Origin of the sequence: Desulfosporosinus sp. FKB (assembly GCF_002196705.1) — a bacterium.
Lineage (GTDB): Bacteria > Bacillota > Desulfitobacteriia > Desulfitobacteriales > Desulfitobacteriaceae > Desulfosporosinus.
This window is the reverse complement of record NZ_NADJ01000038.1, coordinates 13835-31957: the sequence shown is the minus strand read 5'-3', so window position 1 is coordinate 31957 and position 18123 is coordinate 13835. Positions and strand designations below refer to the sequence as shown.

Genomic DNA, 18123 nt, shown 5'->3' with positions numbered 1-18123 from the left:
TAATCTGTATTTGTGATAAATAATGAAAATTCAAAAAGGAAGGATGATTTAATTGTTAAGGGTTAGGACAAATTCAAACTCTAACATCATTAACAAAATTCAGAGGGAAAGGGGAGCAACATGACTTAGAAAGAGTTTCCTTAGCTTCCCTGATGGGGTTTCTTCAAATTTGGACTTCTATAGCTAATAGTTGATACTAGATAAAACAGTCTAAAGACTGCTAAAAAATGTGACTTCGGTATAACCGCCCGGATTTAGGGTAGGCACTGCAACAGGAATTCTAGAACTAAAAAATGATTTTGAGGCGAAAAGTATTGGTTCAAGACAGAAACTTTGGACTAATAGTGAAAATTTTCACTTTAATGGGTAATGCTTATTTTGAGATGTTTGAAAGGTGGGAGTAGTATGCCTTCACTGACTAAATGGGTTCCGATTATTGAAACGGTTAAAGGATATAAAAAAGGGGATCTCAAGCATGACGTCGTTGGTGCCTTAACCGTTGTAGTTGTTGGTCTTCCTCAGTATATGGCTTATGCTTTAATTGCGGGCGTCAATCCGATTTATGGCCTCTATACCGGGATAATTGCGGCGATTATCGGTTCCGCCTTTGGCTGTTCTAACCAACTGATTACTGGACCGACGAATGCGATTTGTTTACTCACCGCAAGCGCTATGATTCGCTTTATGCATCTTCCTAATGCTTATCAAATGCTTTTCCTAATGACCTTTATGGTTGGTGTTTTACAGGTCCTTTATGGAGTAGTTCGGCTCGGCAAAGTGATTGATTTTGTTTCACACACCGTCTTAGTAGGGTTTACAGCCGGTGCAGGAACGATTATTGCTCTGGGACAATTAAATACATTTCTGGGGATATCGATTAAAAACTCTTCAGCAATGTCAACTCTGGAAAAAGTATATTATATTATCACTCATCTAAATCACACTAACCCTTATGTTTTGGGTATCGGCCTGATGACTATTATAATTGTACTGATTTGCAAAAAGATCAGCAAAAATCTACCTGGTGCTTTAATCGGGATTATTGTACCAATCTTTTTTATCATTATGTTTGATTTAGAAAAGAAGGGTGTTAAACTTACGGGTAATATTCCTTCCGGCTTTCCTCCTTTTACCATGGTTCATTTTAGCCTTTCCTCAGTCAAAGATATGCTGAGCGGAGCGTTTGCCATCTCCATCATTGGTTTAGTTGAAGCAATATCTATTTCTAAATCAATTGCCACGAAAACACGACAAAAAATTGATTCCAATCAAGAATTCATCGGGCAGGGTTTATCGAATATCATAGGGGCATTCTTCCAGTGCCTTCCTGCTTCGGGTTCATTTTCCCGTTCCGCTATCAACTATATTAACGGTGGAGCCAGCAGATTAGCGGGAATTCTTTCCGGTGTGTTTGTAGCCATAGTTCTCATGTTGTTTGCGCCCTATGCGAAATATATTCCAAGTGCAGGTTTGGCGGGGGTCCTGATTTATACAGGGTATGGTTTGATTGACAAAGAAGAAATAAAGAAAGTCGTGAAAGCAGGTTTATTCTCTTCCGATTCCATTGCCATGTGGGTAACTTGTATCTTAGTTATTGTGCTGCCAAACCTGGATTATGCAATTTATACAGGGATTGCTCTATCCATTGCCTTGTATCTGAAGGATACCAACAAAGCACCGCTTAAGCTTTTGATTCCAGCGCAGAGTGATGGATCTCAGGTGATTCTCGAAGAAGTGAAAACTGTTGACGAAAAGGTTGACGTATTGGTAATTCAACTTGAAGGAAATCTTTATTTCGGGGGAGCAACGGATTTGGGAGATAAACTGGAAAATTTGGTTGATAAATCCAAAGTGTTTATTCTAAGAATGAATCATGTGACCACCGTTGACTTAACATCACTGACAGCTTTGAAGGTCTTTGTAAGGAATGTGCGGGAAAATAACGGAACCTTGATTGTTAGTGGTGTTAAACCGGATCTTGCAGCATTGCTTAAAAAGTCAAACTTCGATACCGACATTGGCCCGGAAAATATCTTTATGTCTGAAAATGAAGTCTTTGCTTCCACCTCAAATGCCTTAGTAAGGGCAAGGGCCGCACTAAACTATTAAATTTGGACGATTTGAGAAGCATATTTAAGGTGAGAATGTCACCTTGATGTTCTCACCTTCCCCGAAGTAGATATGACCGAAATTGTAAAAAATCAAGCATGGAATGGGGTTAGGAGAGGGTAACTATGGTCATGGAAATATTGACTAGCGTATTCGCTTGTTCACTTTGTCAGACCAGGTATGATCGGAAGGAAGACGCCGAAAAATGTGAACTCCTTTGTGCAAAATTACTCAAATCTCCGGAACTATCTATTTTAAATCTCACTTCCAGGGCCTATAATATTCTCAAAAATGCCGGAATAGATACTATCGATGATGTTCGAAAAACTTCAGATGATTATTTATTAAATCTCAAAGGGTTTGGCCCCGCCTGCCTCGAAGATTTACATCATAAAATGATGTTATTTGAAGAAGAAAATGCGGTACAAAATAAATTAAGGGAGTAATAAGAAAGTAATAACAAAGTAATAACAAATTGACCTTTAAAGTGAATCTAAGCATAGGCCGAGTTAGTTGCCTGTGTTTTTTTTATGCGTAAGATCCAATGCCAAGCGTATTAATGCTTTTGGCATTGGATTAAGTGACTATAGTGACTATTTTGGGACTCTATTTAGGACTATAATTAAAATGTAGTTTTTCGCAGTTTTCCGATCTGGGTAATGTATGGACGTACTCTTCAAAATTCTGCCTATTTGCTTATGGGAAATGAATTTCTGTTCTTAGTAAGATGAAAAAAACCCACCTAATTGATTTTGTTATGAAAGGGGAAACTATGCAGCAAGATTCTTCAGATTTTAAAGGTAATATTGTAACGGACGAAAGTATTTGTCAAGGATGTAATAAATGTGTTCGGGAATGTCCCGTCGATGCTAATATAGTCTACGTTAAGAATGATAAGGTTAAAGCAAAGATAAACTATGAACGATGTATTGAATGTGGTAAGTGTATCTCGAAATGTGATCACGGTGCACGTTCTTATGTTGATGATACTGAACGCTTTTTTAATGATCTAAAACATGGTAAGAAGATTACTGTATTAGCTGCACCGTCGATCAGAGCTAATTTTCCTGACTTTAAAGGACTATTCGGTTTTTTGATTGAAAATGGTGTCAATATAATCTATGATGTCTCCTTTGGAGCTGATATTACAACATGGGCATATCTAAGAACTATAGAACAGAGGAACTTACATACTGTTATTGCTCAACCTTGTCCTGTAATAGTTAACTACATTGAGAAGTTAAAGCCGGAATTATTGCCTCAACTATCTCCGATTCATAGTCCGATGCTTTGCTCAGCAATTTATGTGAAAAAGTATTTAAAGGATTACTCGGAATTAGCTATGTTATCTCCTTGTATAGCAAAAAAGGGAGAATTTGGCTCCACACAAAATATAATAGGCTACAACGTAACGTTTAAAAAACTAAAAGACTATCTGGAAAATAACAAGATTAACCTCAAAAATTACAATGAGGTCGATTTTTCTGATATAGCATGTTCTTTGGGGTGCCTTTATAGCAGACCTGGGGGGTTAAGAGAAAACGTTGAAGCTCTTGTTCCAAATGCTTGGGTAAGACAAGTAGAAGGACCAGATACTGCCTATGGTTATTTGGAGATATATAGTGATCGTGTTAAGGGAAATAAGCCCATACCACTTCTCGTCGATATTCTAAATTGTCAGCATGGCTGTAATATTGGCACAGCTGCAATCATCAAGGACAACGAACTTGACGATGTAGATTTTAGTTTTAATACTATGAAAACTATGAAAATGAAGGAAGAAGAAAAACAGGGATTCAAAAAATCAATGAAGCGTATCGAGTGGCTAAATAATTATTTTGATAGAACTCTAAAATTGGAAGATTTCGTACGTGTTTATGATACTACCAAACAGGCCAGAGACTTATTAGAACCAACCGGGCCTGAGTATGATCAACTTTTTATGACCATGCATAAAGAAGATGAAGAATCTCGTACCATAAATTGTGTTGCTTGTGGTTATTCGACGTGTCAAGAAATGGCGAAGGCTATCTACAATGGATTAAGTGTTCCGAGTAATTGTGTTAACTATTCTAAAGGCGAATTAATTAATTTGAACCGTAAAAACGCCGAGATATTAACTCAACTTCAGGATTTAAACGCTGAAAGACTGGAATACAGTAAAAAACTTGAAGATGATGTTGTTAATATTAAGGCTTCTTTAAATGAAATAGCAGCTGAAAATGAGCATAGCGTGAACACCATACAAAACATCATGTCTAGGGTATCTAGTAATACTGAAATAGCTTCTACTTTACGACAAGATGTTGAAGAAATTAATGATAAATTAAGCCATTTTGTTAATTCATCAAATTTAATTGAGGATATAGCAAGTCAGACCAATCTCTTGGCTCTTAATGCAGCAATTGAAGCCGCACGTGCAGGAGATCAAGGCAGAGGCTTTGCGGTGGTGGCTCAGGAAGTAAGAAAATTAGCTGAAAGGTCTAACGAAGTCGTGAAGTCAACGATCAATGATGAGAAGCTGATGTTGGATTTGATCGGAAGTATAGCCAATATATCTGTGACATTAGACCAAGAAATGATTGAAATAAGTAATCAAGTCGAGCAGATTTCAGGCTCAATCGAAAACTTAACTGCGAAGAGTCAGGATATTTTAGCATTTGTTGAAGATATTTCGAATCATTAATTTGCAATATGATCATTGAGAGAGCAGCAGACAAAATACTGTTGCTCTTTTCTTTTGCTTAAGTCTTGGTAATCAAGGCAAATTTGAGTGCAAGCACTTACTTGCACGAGGAGCTTTGATTTGGTATAATAAAATTGCAAGTGCTTGCACGCATAATCCCGATAGGTGGTGGTTACCAATTGGAGACTATTGAGACAGGTAATTTAACTGATAATGCTCTGAGTATTAGAATTATTGAAGCAGCTAAACAACTTTTTATGGATCATGGCTTTAAAGGTACGACAACGAAAATGATCGCCAAAGAAGCTAACGTCAATGAAGCGACCCTTTTTAGACACTTTAAAAATAAAGAAGGAATTTTCTTAGCGATAACCAAAGACCTTACTAAACACAGCAATTCAAAACTTGAGAGCATCATAGAAAGCGACATTCCCTTAGAAGAAATGTTATTTCAATTTGGAATGGAATTGTATGGTAGGATTGTCCAAAGCAAAGGTGTTTTGATTGTGGCGATAATTGAGTCTAAGCAGAGATCAGAGCTCGTCAAAAATGTTACAAACACGTTTAGATCCATCGTTGAAATTTTGGAGAGAAAATTAGTTAAGTTACATAATGAAGGTGCACTTGGGAAAAATGACTTTTTTACAGTTTCCTTGATGTATGTAGAATCTTTAATTGGTCTTTTTATTGTCCAGACGAGACTGGAAGGAGACCTTATACCGATGGAAATTGAACGATTATGCAGAAGTGCTTCGAAAGTTTTAGTACACGGATTACAAAGTAATGAACTGTAAGAAACAAATTTTGTACTTAAAGAAAGAATGGAATCAAGGAACGGATAGCCATTATTTATAGATGACTCGAGGGGGATTAGAGTAGTATGAAAAAAAGGGTATCACTAATTCTTTTATTGTTGTTTGCTGTCTTAAGCTTAAGCGGATGCGGGGGAAATGCCGATACCAATAAATCTGATATCAAAACTTATCCCGTAAAAACGTTAAAGGCAGGGGAAGAGAGCTATCCAGTTTCCTTGGAGTACCAGGGGATTACCGGCGAAAGTGAAGTAAGAAAACTATCCTTTAAAAGTTCTGCCAGGATCACCAAAATTTATGTTACGAAAGGACAGCATGTGAAAAAGGGCGATCCCTTGGTTGATCTTGATAAAACGGACTTAAATTATGCAATGCAAGCTGCCCAGTCCCAAATGGATGCTGCAGCCGCCCAATATAATAAAGCTGTTAATGGTGCACAGCAAGAAGATATTAATAAGGCCGAGATTGCGGTAAAAAATGCACAGGATAATTATAATTATTATAAAGATTTGTATGATAAAAATGTTACCTTATATAATAATTCGGCGATTTCCAAACAAACCTTGGATGGTTCAAAACTACAACTCGACAGCAGCGAGGCCGCTCTGAACAGCGCGCAGCAGAGTTTGCAACAGCTTCAGGCTGGAACTAGGGATGAAGACAAAGAGGCACTTTTAGCGCAGCTGAATACAGCAACCGCTGATTATAATTCCAAAATGAATTTAGTACAGGATGCCTCAATGGTTTCGGACATGGACGGTTATGTGGTCGATGTTCTCTGTAAAGAAGGGGAATTGCAGCCTGCCGGAAATCCTGTTGTTCTAATGAGAAGTGATGATCAAGTGATTACCGTCGGATTGTCAGATAAGGATGTCAAGAAAATCAAAGTTGGTACTAAAGCAGAAGTGAACATAGATAATAAGACCGTCAATGGTGAAATCAACAATATTGTTCAAATGGCCGATCAACAATCAGGGACTTTTAGTACAGAAATTAAGCTATTAAATCCTATCGACAATGACCAATTTTATATCGGTGAAAGTGTAAAAGTGTACATAGATGCAGGCGAACAAACATCAATTTTGATTCCCATCAGCAGCATTTTAAATGATGGAGAAGATTATGTTTATGTTGTAGAGAATGGCCGAGCTGTTCGAAAAAATATTACCTTGGGCGAAGCGCAAGAGGATAAAGTTTCAGTGGAAGGTTTAAAAGCTGGAGATCAGCTTGTTATTGAAGGGATGAAAAATATTAAAGCGGGTTATCAGGTTTCCGAGAAGTGAGGTGAACTATAATGAGACTGATTAAAGCAGCCATTGAGAATAAAAAAATTGTCTTATTCCTTGTAGTCTTAGTCATCATCGCGGGATTCTATAGTTATTACATTGATCCAAAACAAGAAAGCCCGGATGTTTCCTCGCCGGCCGCCATGATTACAACCATCTATCCCGGAGCTTCTCCTAGTGATATAGAGACACTCGTGACCAAGAAAATTGAAGATAAAGTCGAGGAAATTGATGGCTATGATTATGCCGAATCATACTCGAAAAATAGTGCGTCTATCGTTATCGTTTATTTAAACAATGATGCCGACAAAGACAAAGCCTGGAGAGACTTACGAGATAAAATTAACGATTTGAAATCGGAGCTTCCTGATGGGTGCCAAGATAGTACAGTAGATACTAATCTTACAGAAACAGCCGGGATGATATTAAGTATCTCAGGTAAAAACTATTCCTATGAGCAACTGGGCAATTATGCCGACGATATTAAAAAAGAATTGAGCAATGTCGATGGTATTTCCAGGTTTGATATCGATGGCAAGCAGGATAAGCAATTAAAGATCGATGTGGATTGGAGCCAAATCAACAAATATGGTATTTCCTTGGTAGATTTGTGTAATGTACTTAAAGCTCAAAATATTAATATTCCTTCTGGATCTTTGAACTTAAAAACAGGCAAGATAAAGGTTGAAACACCAGGTACATTTACCTCACTACAGGATATACAAAATACAATTATAGGGGTTTCAAAGACTACTGGGGAAACTTTAAGAATTAAAGATATTGCCAAGGTCTATATGGATTATGACGATAATTCTGACCTTAAATTCACTGATAACGGTGCTAATGCGGTACTGCTTGCAGGATACTTTCAAGACAATAAAAACATTGTACTCGTAGGAGATAATGTCAGAAAAGAATTAGACACTATAAAAAAACAGCTTCCTAGTGATTTGACCATCGATGAAGTTACTTTTCAACCGAAAGACGTTAGCGATTCTGTTTCTTTCTTTATGGATAATCTTCGAGAAGGTATCATTCTTGTAATTATCACAGTACTTATTGGTATGAGCCTTAGAAATGCTATGGTGGTATCTGCAGTTATCCCGATATCAATTTCAATGTCTTTCTTAGTAATGTATGTCCTGGGGATTAAAGTTATGCAAATGTCTACCACAGCTCTTATTATCGCCTTAGGGATACTGGTTGACGATGCTATAGTAATAGGTGATGTTATTCAAGTAGGTATCGACAAAGGATTATCAGGGAATGAAGCAGCATTTCAGGGAATAAAAAGGTTGTTTGTTCCCGTATTCACTTCCACTCTGATTATCGTTGGTGCCTTTGCCCCACTTCTGACAATTCCCGGAGCTGTTGGAGAATTCCTAAAAGCCTTGCCTCAGGTTGTTATGATATGTGTTACGTGTTCGTATATTTCTGCCTTACTTGTAACTCCTGCGATGTCTTCCCTATTTTTTAGAAAAAGTAAAAATGCTGATAAAGAAAGTATTATCCGTAAAATGTTCCGTAATCTTTTAAGCTATGGCCTTAAACATAAGCTGAGGATTGTTGTCGTAGCCTTAGGGATTTTTGTAGCGGCTCTTGGTCTAATGAAAACCTTAGGAATGCAGTTTTTCCCTTATGTCGATAAGAATATCCTCTATATCGATGTTTCCAATGAGAAGGTTGAAGATATTGACAGTACCGCTAATCTGGTAAAACAAGTTGAGGATGTCCTTAAAGCTCAAAAAGAAGTGACAGGATATACCTCTGCTATAGGCGGAGGTATGCCAAAATTTTATATCACCTTACCTTCAGTTGCAGCTTCCAAAGATACTGCGCAAATAATGGTAAGAATAGACCTCAATAAAACCAAGCAGTTCCAAACAAGGCAAGAGCTGGCTGAACATCTACAAAGTTTGTTGGATAGCAAACTCAGTCAAGGCACAGCGACTGTAAAACAATTAGAGCAGGCTCAACCGATAGGAGCACCCATACGCTTGAGACTCACTGGAGATGATTTAGATAAACTATATTCTGCTTCCGAAAAGATACAGCAAAAAATGCTAAATATACCTGGAACTATGAACGTGAGAGATGATGCCGCGCAGAAATCCTATGAATACGAGATCAATATTGATGATGCCAAAGCCTCGCAGCTTGGTTTGCTAAAATCAGACATTCTTCAGCAAATCAACATCGCCCTGAACGGTTACAGCAGTTCTGTTTACAGGAAAAACGGCAGTGAGTATGATATTTTGGTAAAAACCAATATTTCATCTGTGCAGGATCTTGAAAATCTGCAAATAAAATCCAGTGTTGCAGATAATAAAGTTCTCTTAGCCCAGGTGGCATCCATCAAGCTTACACCGGAGTTAGATCAAATTAAACACTACAAAAAAGAAAAAACGGTGACTGTATACAGTGATGTCAAAACTGGGTACAATTCGGTCAATATAGAAAATGCTTTGAGTGAACAGGTTGCTAAAATGGATTTAAATGGCGTAAATGTTCTCTATGACGGAGAAAAAAATCAAATCCAAAAGAACTTTACCAGTCTTGCAGTAGCTGGAGCCTTAACTATCCTAATAATTTACGTCTTATTGTTTATTCAATTTAAATCCTTTGTCCAGCCTTTAATTATTATGTGTTCGCTGCCATTGTCCCTAATAGGAGTTGTCATCGGACTTATGGTCTTTAGAATGCCTCTATCCTTAACAGCTGTAATGGGAATCATAAGCCTTATTGGGGTAGTCATTAGAAACGCAATCCTGCTTATTGAATATATTAACGGCGGGAGAGAAGAGGGGCTATCAATTGATGAAGCTTGTATTTATGCTGTGAGTCAAAGATTTCGCCCTATTATACTAAGTTCTACGGCAACCATCACCGGGCTTATACCTCTTGCCTTATCTAAAAGTGCTTTATTTGGCCCGATGTCGGTAACGATTATGTTTGGACTCTTGACAGCGACCTTCCTGACCTTTATCGTGATACCAGTTATTTATTCTTTGATAAATACTAAATTAGAGCAAAGGGCTCTTCAAGGACATATGACAAACTTTTAAACCATTTTAAAATGAAACAAGAGCCTTGTTTGAATACAGAATACAATTCACTAATCTGTTGATAAACACTTGACGTTTAGAAGGCATGGGTATACAATCATATCAATTCGTTTTTGTTAACACGATGAAGGGAAAGTTGACTATTACTGTTTTTAGAGAGCTGACGGCTGGTGGAAGTCAGTAACAGGGTAGAAGATTCCGTCCTGGAGTGTCTGGTGAAGAACCGAGACGGGTCCGCCCGATACAGCGGAATCAAGTTGGCTATTTATAGCAAACAGGGTGGCAACGCGGGAATTACTTCTCGTCCCTCTTAGAGGGACGAGAAGTTTTTGGTTTATCGAGTTTTAAGGTCCCCACTTCTATAAGTGGGGGTGGGTCCTTCGTTAACTTCCGGTGGGGTAGAGTCCCCATCTGAAGCCCCGATGTTCAGCTTAAGCTGAACGAGTTCACTTGAGAAGTTTATCTTCGAAAGAATAAGACTCAAATGCTGCTGAACTAATTGCTGAACAAATAGTCAAAAACTTGGGTGGCACCGCGGTAAATACACTGCCCCATGTGTTGGGGTAGTGTTTTTTTGTCTAAAAAAGAATTAGGGGGATTTGAAATGTTAAGAAAAGATTTGTTTATGGTTCCTGGACCAACTACTATTCCGGATCGAGTTCTTCAGGCTATGCACCGCCAAATGATAAATCATCGCAGTGTGGAGTACGAGAAGCTTTTCGGGGGAATAACCAAAGGACTTCAAAGACTATTTGGAACTTCGGGCGACGTTATAACGTATCCGTCGTCGGGAACAGGAGCGTTAGAAGCAGCATTGGTTAATACTCTTTCCCCGGGGGATAAGGTTCTTGCTTTAAGTGCTGGGGTATTTGGCGATTATTTCGCGGAGATTGCCAAAAATTTCGGTTTAGATGTGGAAAAGATGGACTTTCCTTGGGGAAAAGGTCTTTCGCCTGAGTGGTTAGCTGAACGTTTAAGCGCTGATCGGAAGCATGAGATTAAAGCGATTATAGTGACTCATAACGAAACATCAACAGGCGTAACTCATGATATCAAAGCTCTTTCTAAAGCTCGAGGAAATCATCCGGCCTTAATTTATGTAGATGCGGTCAGTTCTCTGGCAGCAATTCCCCTTAAAATGGACGAATGGAATTTGGATGTCGTGGTTACAGGTTCTCAGAAAGGACTCATGCTGCCGCCCGGTTTAAGTTTTCTGGCGATGAACGCACGAGCATGGGAGGCCTATCGTCACTCCAAACTTCCTAAATTTTACTGGGATGCATTAACTGCCAAGAATTTTCTTGTTAAATCCCAGAATCCTTATACACCGGCAATATCTTTGCTCTACGGTTTAGAGGAAGTGCTAAGATGCTTTGAAGAGGAAGGGATGGAAAACATCTTTGCCCGGCATAGAAGAATGAGAGACGCCCTTCGTGATGGGGCAAAGGCCATTAATTTGCGTCTTTTAGCGGAAGACAAAGTGGCTTCTCCAACTGTAACTGCTGTTTGCATGCCTGAGGGAATAGAAGGGAAAAAGCTTCAAAAGGTTATGAACGATGAATATGGTGTTTCCTTGGCAAGCGGATTGGAAAAATTGGCGAATCGAGTGGTTCGAGTTGGACATCTGGGTAATGTATTTGAGACCGATATTCTTACGACCTTATCTACTTTAGAAATGGCTTTGCTCAAAATGGGTGTTGATATTGAGTTAGGTGCAAGTGTTCGAGCAGCACAACATATAATCCTTAAAACCGAAGGAGTTATTACGAATCAAAAGCAGATTCTTCTTGGTTAATTTCTCTAAGTATGTTTTAATGTCCGCCTTTTGTCCTTCTTGAGTGAACTCGTTCAGCTAAAGCTGAACATCGGGGCTTCGGTGGCGAAAGCGTCCTGTGGACACTTTCGCCGAAAGCGCCAAGCCCATAATAAATGCTATCGCGCTGAAGGATGAACTCTCCCCCTATGGGAACAACTCCCACTTGTAGAAGGGGGAGGCTGACGAGTGGATCAAACTAAATGAACTACGGATTGTCAAATTATGTTTTAGGGTGAATATACTATACAAGATTCTTTTACCCTTTTTAAAACATAAAAGGAGCATTCCAATGGTAAAATTACTTGTGTTTGATTTTGACGGCACTCTGGTTGATTCCCAAAGTATATCTATCAAAATTTACAATCAACTCGCAGACAAATATCATGTGAAAAAAATCAAGAGTTTCGATACAATTAAAAAGCTTCCTCTCCATGAACGATTTAAGGCCCTTAATTTGCCAGTTTATAAACTCCCGCTTTTTGCCGCCGATTTTACTAAACAGTATAAACATTCATTGGAAACTATTGCTTTGGTTACGGGCATGAGAGAAATCCTAATTGAGCTGAAGAAAAAGGGATATGAATTAGCGATAGTTTCTTCAAACTCTGAGAGTAACATACGAGATTATTTGGGTGAAAAGCAGCTTAATGTTTTTGAAACTATTATTAATTCCCATAATATCTTAGGTAAGGACAAGGTGATTAAGAAATTATTAATCTCCAAAATGTTAGAAGCATCTGAAGTGCTCTATGTCGGAGATGAAATAAGAGATGTGATTGCCTGTAAAAAGCTGGGCATTAAGATTATCTGGGCAAACTGGGGATATGATTTGCTGGAGATGTTACAAGGTGAACAGCCGGATTATATCGCTTATTCACCAGAGGACATCTTATCAATCATCAACTTGCAGTAACCGAAAATCGCCAGATTATAATAGTCCTTCTCTTAGCAACTTGGCCCCTCATTTAAATACATGATTATTTTTGAAGATTGTTAGAAGCCGCTTACTGTGAGCGGCTTCTAACAATCTTCATATTTATGTTTAATAATTTATATTTGAAACCATAACAAGAGTAGTCAAGAAGAATAAGAAAGTACATATTATACTCACCGAAATTATTGCCTTTTTCCGATCATCGTGTTCTTCTTTGGCATTATAGTTGTTCGATGTCCTTAAATAGATGACAGCAGCAGTTGTTCCTCTTACGGCGGTATTGACGTTACCATTAAATTTTTTGTTGTCATTATGAATTGTATAACACCTTCCGCTCATTATCCTCTCTCCTTTTTTGTGACTATGTATGGCACCTTACAACATCTCATGTCATTGTCTATTGAGTATCTTCCAAATAAAATAATCTTCCTAATAATTAGAGTTCGCTAATAATTCAGAATTACCTGCCTTAAAAAAATATTAATTGTATTTTAAATTATTCGCTTAGTAATATTTGGCTATCCACAAAGTTTATAGAAGTATTTATGGCAGAGCGAGTTCAAAAAGAAATATTGGAAGTATTCTAAACAAGTGAAAAATCTTCTACTATTAAGCATGGCTCTTTATGAGTGAGCTTGTTTTAATAAAAACCCAAGTAATCGTTGACCACCAAAACAAAAACGTCATATAGGAGAAAAACGGATAATACCAGGACTGAAAATCAAATAAGCCCGCATTGTGGACTAAATAACCATATCCAACACTGAATGCTGCAAAACCTATAATATAAGTATATTGAAATACCTTTCTTAAAGGTAAAAAGCGCAGAAAGATCATGACTGTTAAGATCCAGCTGAGAGGGGAAAGTAAATTTTCTCCCAAAACATTAAAAATGCCAGCATTTTTGAACCAGATGATATGCAGTATATTTTGAAATAAACCAACAACAACGACGTCACCAAATCCTCCAAAAAGGAAACCATAAATAAAGTAGTTCTTTAAATCCCTTTGAGGGATCGTTAAAAGTACAACTATAAAAGCTGCAACTATATAACATGGATAGAAAAATGTTGATAGCATAATGCAACCCCCGTATTTTTCAGGATAGTATGTTACTGGTCAACTTTATTTATGCAATGTTCATTGTCTAAGATTATTGCCAAATGTAGACAAATTATTTATTAAACGACGAAATGGCCCTACAAAAATAGACAGTTGACGTGGCAGGCAAATGCCAGGTTTTCACTGTCTATTTAATGAGCCATTTATTGTTCTCTTCCTTTCTTAGAGAATTATTTTTATATAATTATACCTCTAGCATGAGGGCTAGATCAAAGTGAAAGAAGTAGATGTCCGTGAATATGAAAAATGTACCAAAGTGACGATTAAGCAATTATTACCATTCTAATTATCGATATTTAGTATGTTATACTTTATTTAGTATTTAATTGTTGGGGGTTATTTAATATGGCTAAAACGTCGCGCAAGGATAGCGGACCACGACGAAGAAAAAGCAGTAAGCTTCGAGTGTTCCTTTATTCACTTTTGACTATGCTTATTCTAGCTGTTGCTATTGGCGGAATTATTGTCTGGAAGGCAGCCGCACAGCTTCCGCAATGGGATCCTTCCGTTTTGGACAACATGAAGCAGTCTTCAATTATTTATGATAAGGATGGAAATGAGATTGCCCAGTTACATAGTACTGTGAATAGGCTCAGCTTAAGTTCATCCCAAATCCCGGATATCGTGAAAAAGACCTTTGTAGCTGTCGAAGACAAACGTTTTTATCAGGAAATCGGGATTGATCCGATTCGAATTGTCGGTTCACTATACCAGGATTTGATTTCAGGAAGCGCCAAAGAAGGGGCTAGTACAATTACGCAGCAACTAGCCCGCAATGCCTTCATCCAAGATCCAACGGCGAAGACGCTAACGAGAAAAATTCAAGAAGTTCTTATTGCCATACAACTTGAACGCCACTATACCAAGGATGAAATCCTTACATTTTATCTTAATAAAATTCCTCTCGGCGAATCTTCCTATGGTATTGAGGCAGCTGCCAAAACGTATTTTGGCAAAGACGTCAGTCAGCTTGATCCGGCTCAAGTGGCCCTTTTGGCGGGATTGCCCCAAGCATCCAGCGGCTATGATCCCTATTTTCATCCTGATGCTGCTAAGGCCAGACGCAATATAGTCCTTGGCGTTATGCGCAATGCCGGAATAATAGACAATGCACAATACAATCAATCCATTAATGAACCTTTTACCTATGTAGACACGATGATTAAAACATACGGCGGACCGCAAAAGGCCGTTTATGCAACAGCAAATTATAAGTATCCGTCTTTTGTAGATTATGTTGTCAATGAGTTGGAAAACCAATACAATTTGACTCAGGATCAAATCTTTAATGGAGGATTAAAGATTTATACTACAGTTGATCCTAAAATACAAACAGCAGCAGAAGACGCTTTTAATGATCCGGCAAATTTTCCGAAAAGTTATGATAAAACTCTCGTCCAGGGGGCTATGACGATGATCGAACCATCGACAGGTAATATTGTGGCGATGGTTGGCGGACGGGATTATCAATTCGGGAATTTTGATCGTGCTTGGCAGGCCAAGCGGCAGCCGGGATCTACGATTAAACCTTTAGCTGTTTATGGCCCGGCCTTGGAGAAAGGGGGCTTTTATCCCGGGACAGTTTTGGATGATATGCCGGTTACCTTTGATTTAGGTGCTGGTCAGACTTACAGTCCTGTAGATGATGACACTTATACTTCAGGCTGGAAAGGGCAGATTACGATGCGCTATGCATTGCAAGAATCCGTTAATGTTTATGCTGTCAAGCTCTTGAGTTTAATTGGAATAGATACTGGTTGGCAATTTGCCAGAAATAATCTTGGCTTACCTCTGACAGACCAGGACAAGGTATTAAGTTTGGCACTGGGAACATGTCACGTTTCGACATTGGATATGGCCTCCGCTTATGGGGTTTATGCCAACAATGGAGAGCGTGTTACCAGTCATGCTATCGATAAAGTGATTGATTCAACAGGAAAGACTATTATTACTCCGGATATAACTCGACAACGTGTCATGAAAGAAACCACCGCTTATTTAATCAGTGATATGCTGAGCAGCGTCGTAACGAGCGGAACAGGCTATGCGGCAAAAATGGGGGATTGGGCGGTGGCCGGAAAAACAGGCACCACATCTCTGCCGCTAAGTTATGGTAATAAAAATGGTAATCCTGATGCTTGGTTTGCCGGTTATACGCCATATTACGCAGGAGTAGTGTGGATGGGTTATGATTCGGATCCCGATGGACAGCACTATTTGCGTCAAGTTTACGGCGGAAGCTATCCAGCTCAGATTTGGAATAAGGTCATGACCGTCGCTCTCCAAGATAAGACGGTACAGACACAGTTTACCCGTCCCGCTGGAATTGTTAGCGGTAAAATTGATACAAAATCGGGATATTTACCAAGTACTTTAACACCATCGCAGTTCATTCAAACGGAAATAGCCGCACAGGGGAATTTTCCCACTCAGGTTAGTACTATTTGGGTACAAGAATATGTTGACCCCAAGAATACGAGAGTGATAGTCCCGGCCAGTGATCCCAACAAAGTCTCGCGTGTGTTCTTATATCTTCCGGATAGGGATCCTGCCATTACTTGGCCATCTAATGAAGCACCTTACCGTTTGCCGTCTAACGCACCTTTGCCGAAGCAATTGCAGGAAGCGCCTTATTAGAACGGAATCTATTGTTCGCAATCGGTCACTTTTAGGCTCTGTCTTCGGACAGAGCTTATTTGATGAAATACCATAAATAAATTTGAATCATCTTTGAGATCCAGGTAATTCTAAAGAATAGAAACAAAGCTGATTCGTTTCAAGCAAAAGTTTTGCAGATTACGAGGGAGGGATAAAATGATGCTGGTATCATTCGGTTTTTTTGATGTTCCGGAAATGGCTATCCTTTTGGTAATTGCTTTAGTTATTTTTGGCCCTGGAAAACTACCGGATATTGGTAAATCGTTAGGTAAAGGAATTGCAGAATTTAAAAAAGCTTCAGAGGGAAAAACTACAGAAAAGAAAGAAGATGATCAGAACAACCAGAATAATAAACAATAGAATTAATGAACAATTAGATTTTCATGTTTCCTGTCTAATTCGCGGTGACATATAATCTATTGATATTTTATAATCGAGACTGTTTTCCAATCGTAAGACTCCCACTTCAAGTGGAATGATTTCCATACCTTGCTTCAGTGGGGGAAGAGTCTATCCCTTCAGCGCGATAGAATTTGTTATGGGCTAGACGCTTTCGTCACCGAAGCTTCATGTTCAGCTTTAGATGTTCGAGTTCACCTAAACATACTGGAAAGGAGATGCCTCATCATCGAACAAGTATTTCAGATGTTTAAAGAAGTAGCGGAAACAAATAATATTACCTTATCGGCCAAGCGTCTTCATATGAGTCAACCCAGTATCACTTTGCAGATTCAGAATCTGGAAAATGAATATGGAGCACGTTTTTTTGACCGCACAAATAAAGGGGTGACGCTGACAAAAGAAGGTGAAATCTTTTATACACATGTTGTAAGAGTTTTGGACATTCTTTCTCATGCCAGAGAAGAGATACATGCTCTTGCTAAAGATCAGCGCAAATTGCTTTATCTCGGTGCTACCTTAACCATTGGGGAATATATTCTACCTAAAATTTTAGCATTTATGTCCCAACATCATCCTGATGTTGAGTTCAAAGTTAAGATTGCCAATACGGATACTATTTCACAAGATATCTTGGAGAAAAAACTGCATATTGGACTCATTGAAGGTCCTATTGTTCAGTATAAGGACCTAAATGTTGAGAATTTTTGGGAAGATGAATTAGTTGTTGTGATACCGGCTTTCCATCCCTGGGGATTAAGAAATACGATATCCTTGGAAGAACTATTATCTGAGCGTCTTGTGACAAGAGAAGAAGGTTCCGGGACTCGCAAGGTCATGGAAATAGCTCTTAAAGAAAAAGGTCTTGATCCCGATCAATTGAATGTAACTATGGAATTAGGAAGCACACAAGCGATTAAAGAAGTCATTGTAGCGGGGCTGGGAATTGCAGTTATGTCTAAGCTAACCGTCAGCAGCAACGATGATCAAAAGCATTTCAAGGCCTTAAAATTCGAAAATGGCCCTATTTATAGACCGTTCAGTATTTTGACCAATGCCCAAATTACTCAGACTAAAAGAGAGCGTGCTTTAATCGATCTGCTTCATGATCATAATCTACTTGAGGATATTATTAGTAAGGATTATTACGAATTTGAGAAAGATAAGAAAAAAAGTGATATGTTAGCTTCAAAGTAAAGCTTTTAACATAGCTCACAAGAACTCCTCCACCTCTAA

The 18123-nt window shown here is 38.5% G+C and carries 13 protein-coding genes and 1 other annotated feature; of the genes, 11 read left to right on the top strand and 2 right to left on the bottom strand.

Annotated elements, in window-relative coordinates; genetic code table 11:
* Positions 1–405 precede the first annotated feature (405 nt).
* The 8 genes from B5Y67_RS16685 (at position 406) to B5Y67_RS16650 (ending at position 12687) form a co-directional block, all read left to right on the top strand.
* Positions 406–2109, top strand: coding sequence for a SulP family inorganic anion transporter (locus B5Y67_RS16685; RefSeq protein ID WP_242976016.1), 1704 nt, complete (start codon positions 406–408; stop codon positions 2107–2109).
* A 125-nt stretch (positions 2110–2234) separates the two neighbouring features.
* Positions 2235–2555: a DNA-directed RNA polymerase subunit alpha C-terminal domain-containing protein gene (locus tag B5Y67_RS16680; RefSeq protein WP_088227562.1), complete on the top strand. Its 321-nt coding sequence runs from the start codon at positions 2235–2237 to the stop codon at positions 2553–2555.
* A gap of 326 nt (positions 2556–2881) precedes the next feature.
* Positions 2882–4795, top strand: a complete 1914-nt coding sequence (locus B5Y67_RS16675; RefSeq protein ID WP_088227561.1) for a methyl-accepting chemotaxis protein — start codon at positions 2882–2884, stop codon at positions 4793–4795.
* Between the two features lie 179 nt (positions 4796–4974).
* Positions 4975–5589, top strand: coding sequence for a TetR/AcrR family transcriptional regulator (locus B5Y67_RS16670; RefSeq protein WP_088227560.1), 615 nt, complete (start codon positions 4975–4977; stop codon positions 5587–5589).
* A gap of 86 nt (positions 5590–5675) precedes the next feature.
* Positions 5676–6890 (top strand): efflux RND transporter periplasmic adaptor subunit, encoded by a 1215-nt coding sequence (locus tag B5Y67_RS16665; protein ID WP_088227559.1) that lies wholly within the window; start codon positions 5676–5678, stop codon positions 6888–6890.
* 11 nt (positions 6891–6901) lie between these two features.
* On the top strand, positions 6902–9958 hold the full coding sequence (locus B5Y67_RS16660) for an efflux RND transporter permease subunit (protein WP_088227558.1): 3057 nt from the start codon (positions 6902–6904) through the stop codon (positions 9956–9958).
* Positions 9959–10073: 115 nt separating this feature from the next.
* Positions 10074–10270: a binding site (T-box leader), on the top strand.
* A gap of 292 nt (positions 10271–10562) precedes the next feature.
* On the top strand, positions 10563–11753 hold the full coding sequence (locus tag B5Y67_RS16655) for an alanine--glyoxylate aminotransferase family protein (RefSeq protein ID WP_088227557.1): 1191 nt from the start codon (positions 10563–10565) through the stop codon (positions 11751–11753).
* A 310-nt stretch (positions 11754–12063) separates the two neighbouring features.
* Positions 12064–12687, top strand: a complete 624-nt coding sequence (locus B5Y67_RS16650; protein WP_088227556.1) for an HAD-IA family hydrolase — start codon at positions 12064–12066, stop codon at positions 12685–12687.
* 129 nt (positions 12688–12816) lie between these two features.
* Here the strand turns inward: B5Y67_RS16650 and B5Y67_RS16645 are convergent, their stop codons facing one another.
* On the bottom strand, positions 12817–13047 hold the full coding sequence (locus B5Y67_RS16645) for a hypothetical protein (RefSeq protein ID WP_088227555.1): 231 nt from the start codon (positions 13045–13047) through the stop codon (positions 12817–12819).
* 270 nt (positions 13048–13317) lie between these two features.
* On the bottom strand, positions 13318–13788 hold the full coding sequence (locus tag B5Y67_RS16640) for a hypothetical protein (RefSeq protein WP_088227554.1): 471 nt from the start codon (positions 13786–13788) through the stop codon (positions 13318–13320).
* Between the two features lie 387 nt (positions 13789–14175).
* Between B5Y67_RS16640 and B5Y67_RS16635 the strand changes: the two genes are divergently transcribed.
* The 3 genes from B5Y67_RS16635 to B5Y67_RS16625 all read left to right on the top strand — a co-directional run bounded on the left by B5Y67_RS16635 (position 14176) and on the right by B5Y67_RS16625 (position 18084).
* A complete protein-coding gene (locus B5Y67_RS16635; protein ID WP_088227553.1) occupies positions 14176–16467 on the top strand; it encodes a PBP1A family penicillin-binding protein in 2292 nt (763 codons plus the stop codon).
* 180 nt (positions 16468–16647) lie between these two features.
* Positions 16648–16848 carry a twin-arginine translocase TatA/TatE family subunit gene (gene tatA, locus B5Y67_RS16630; protein ID WP_088227917.1) on the top strand — a complete coding sequence of 67 codons (201 nt, stop codon included), beginning with the start codon at positions 16648–16650 and terminating at the stop codon, positions 16846–16848.
* A gap of 267 nt (positions 16849–17115) precedes the next feature.
* Positions 17116–18084, top strand: coding sequence for a LysR family transcriptional regulator (locus B5Y67_RS16625; RefSeq protein ID WP_170932747.1), 969 nt, complete (start codon positions 17116–17118; stop codon positions 18082–18084).
* Positions 18085–18123: the final 39 nt, after the last annotated feature.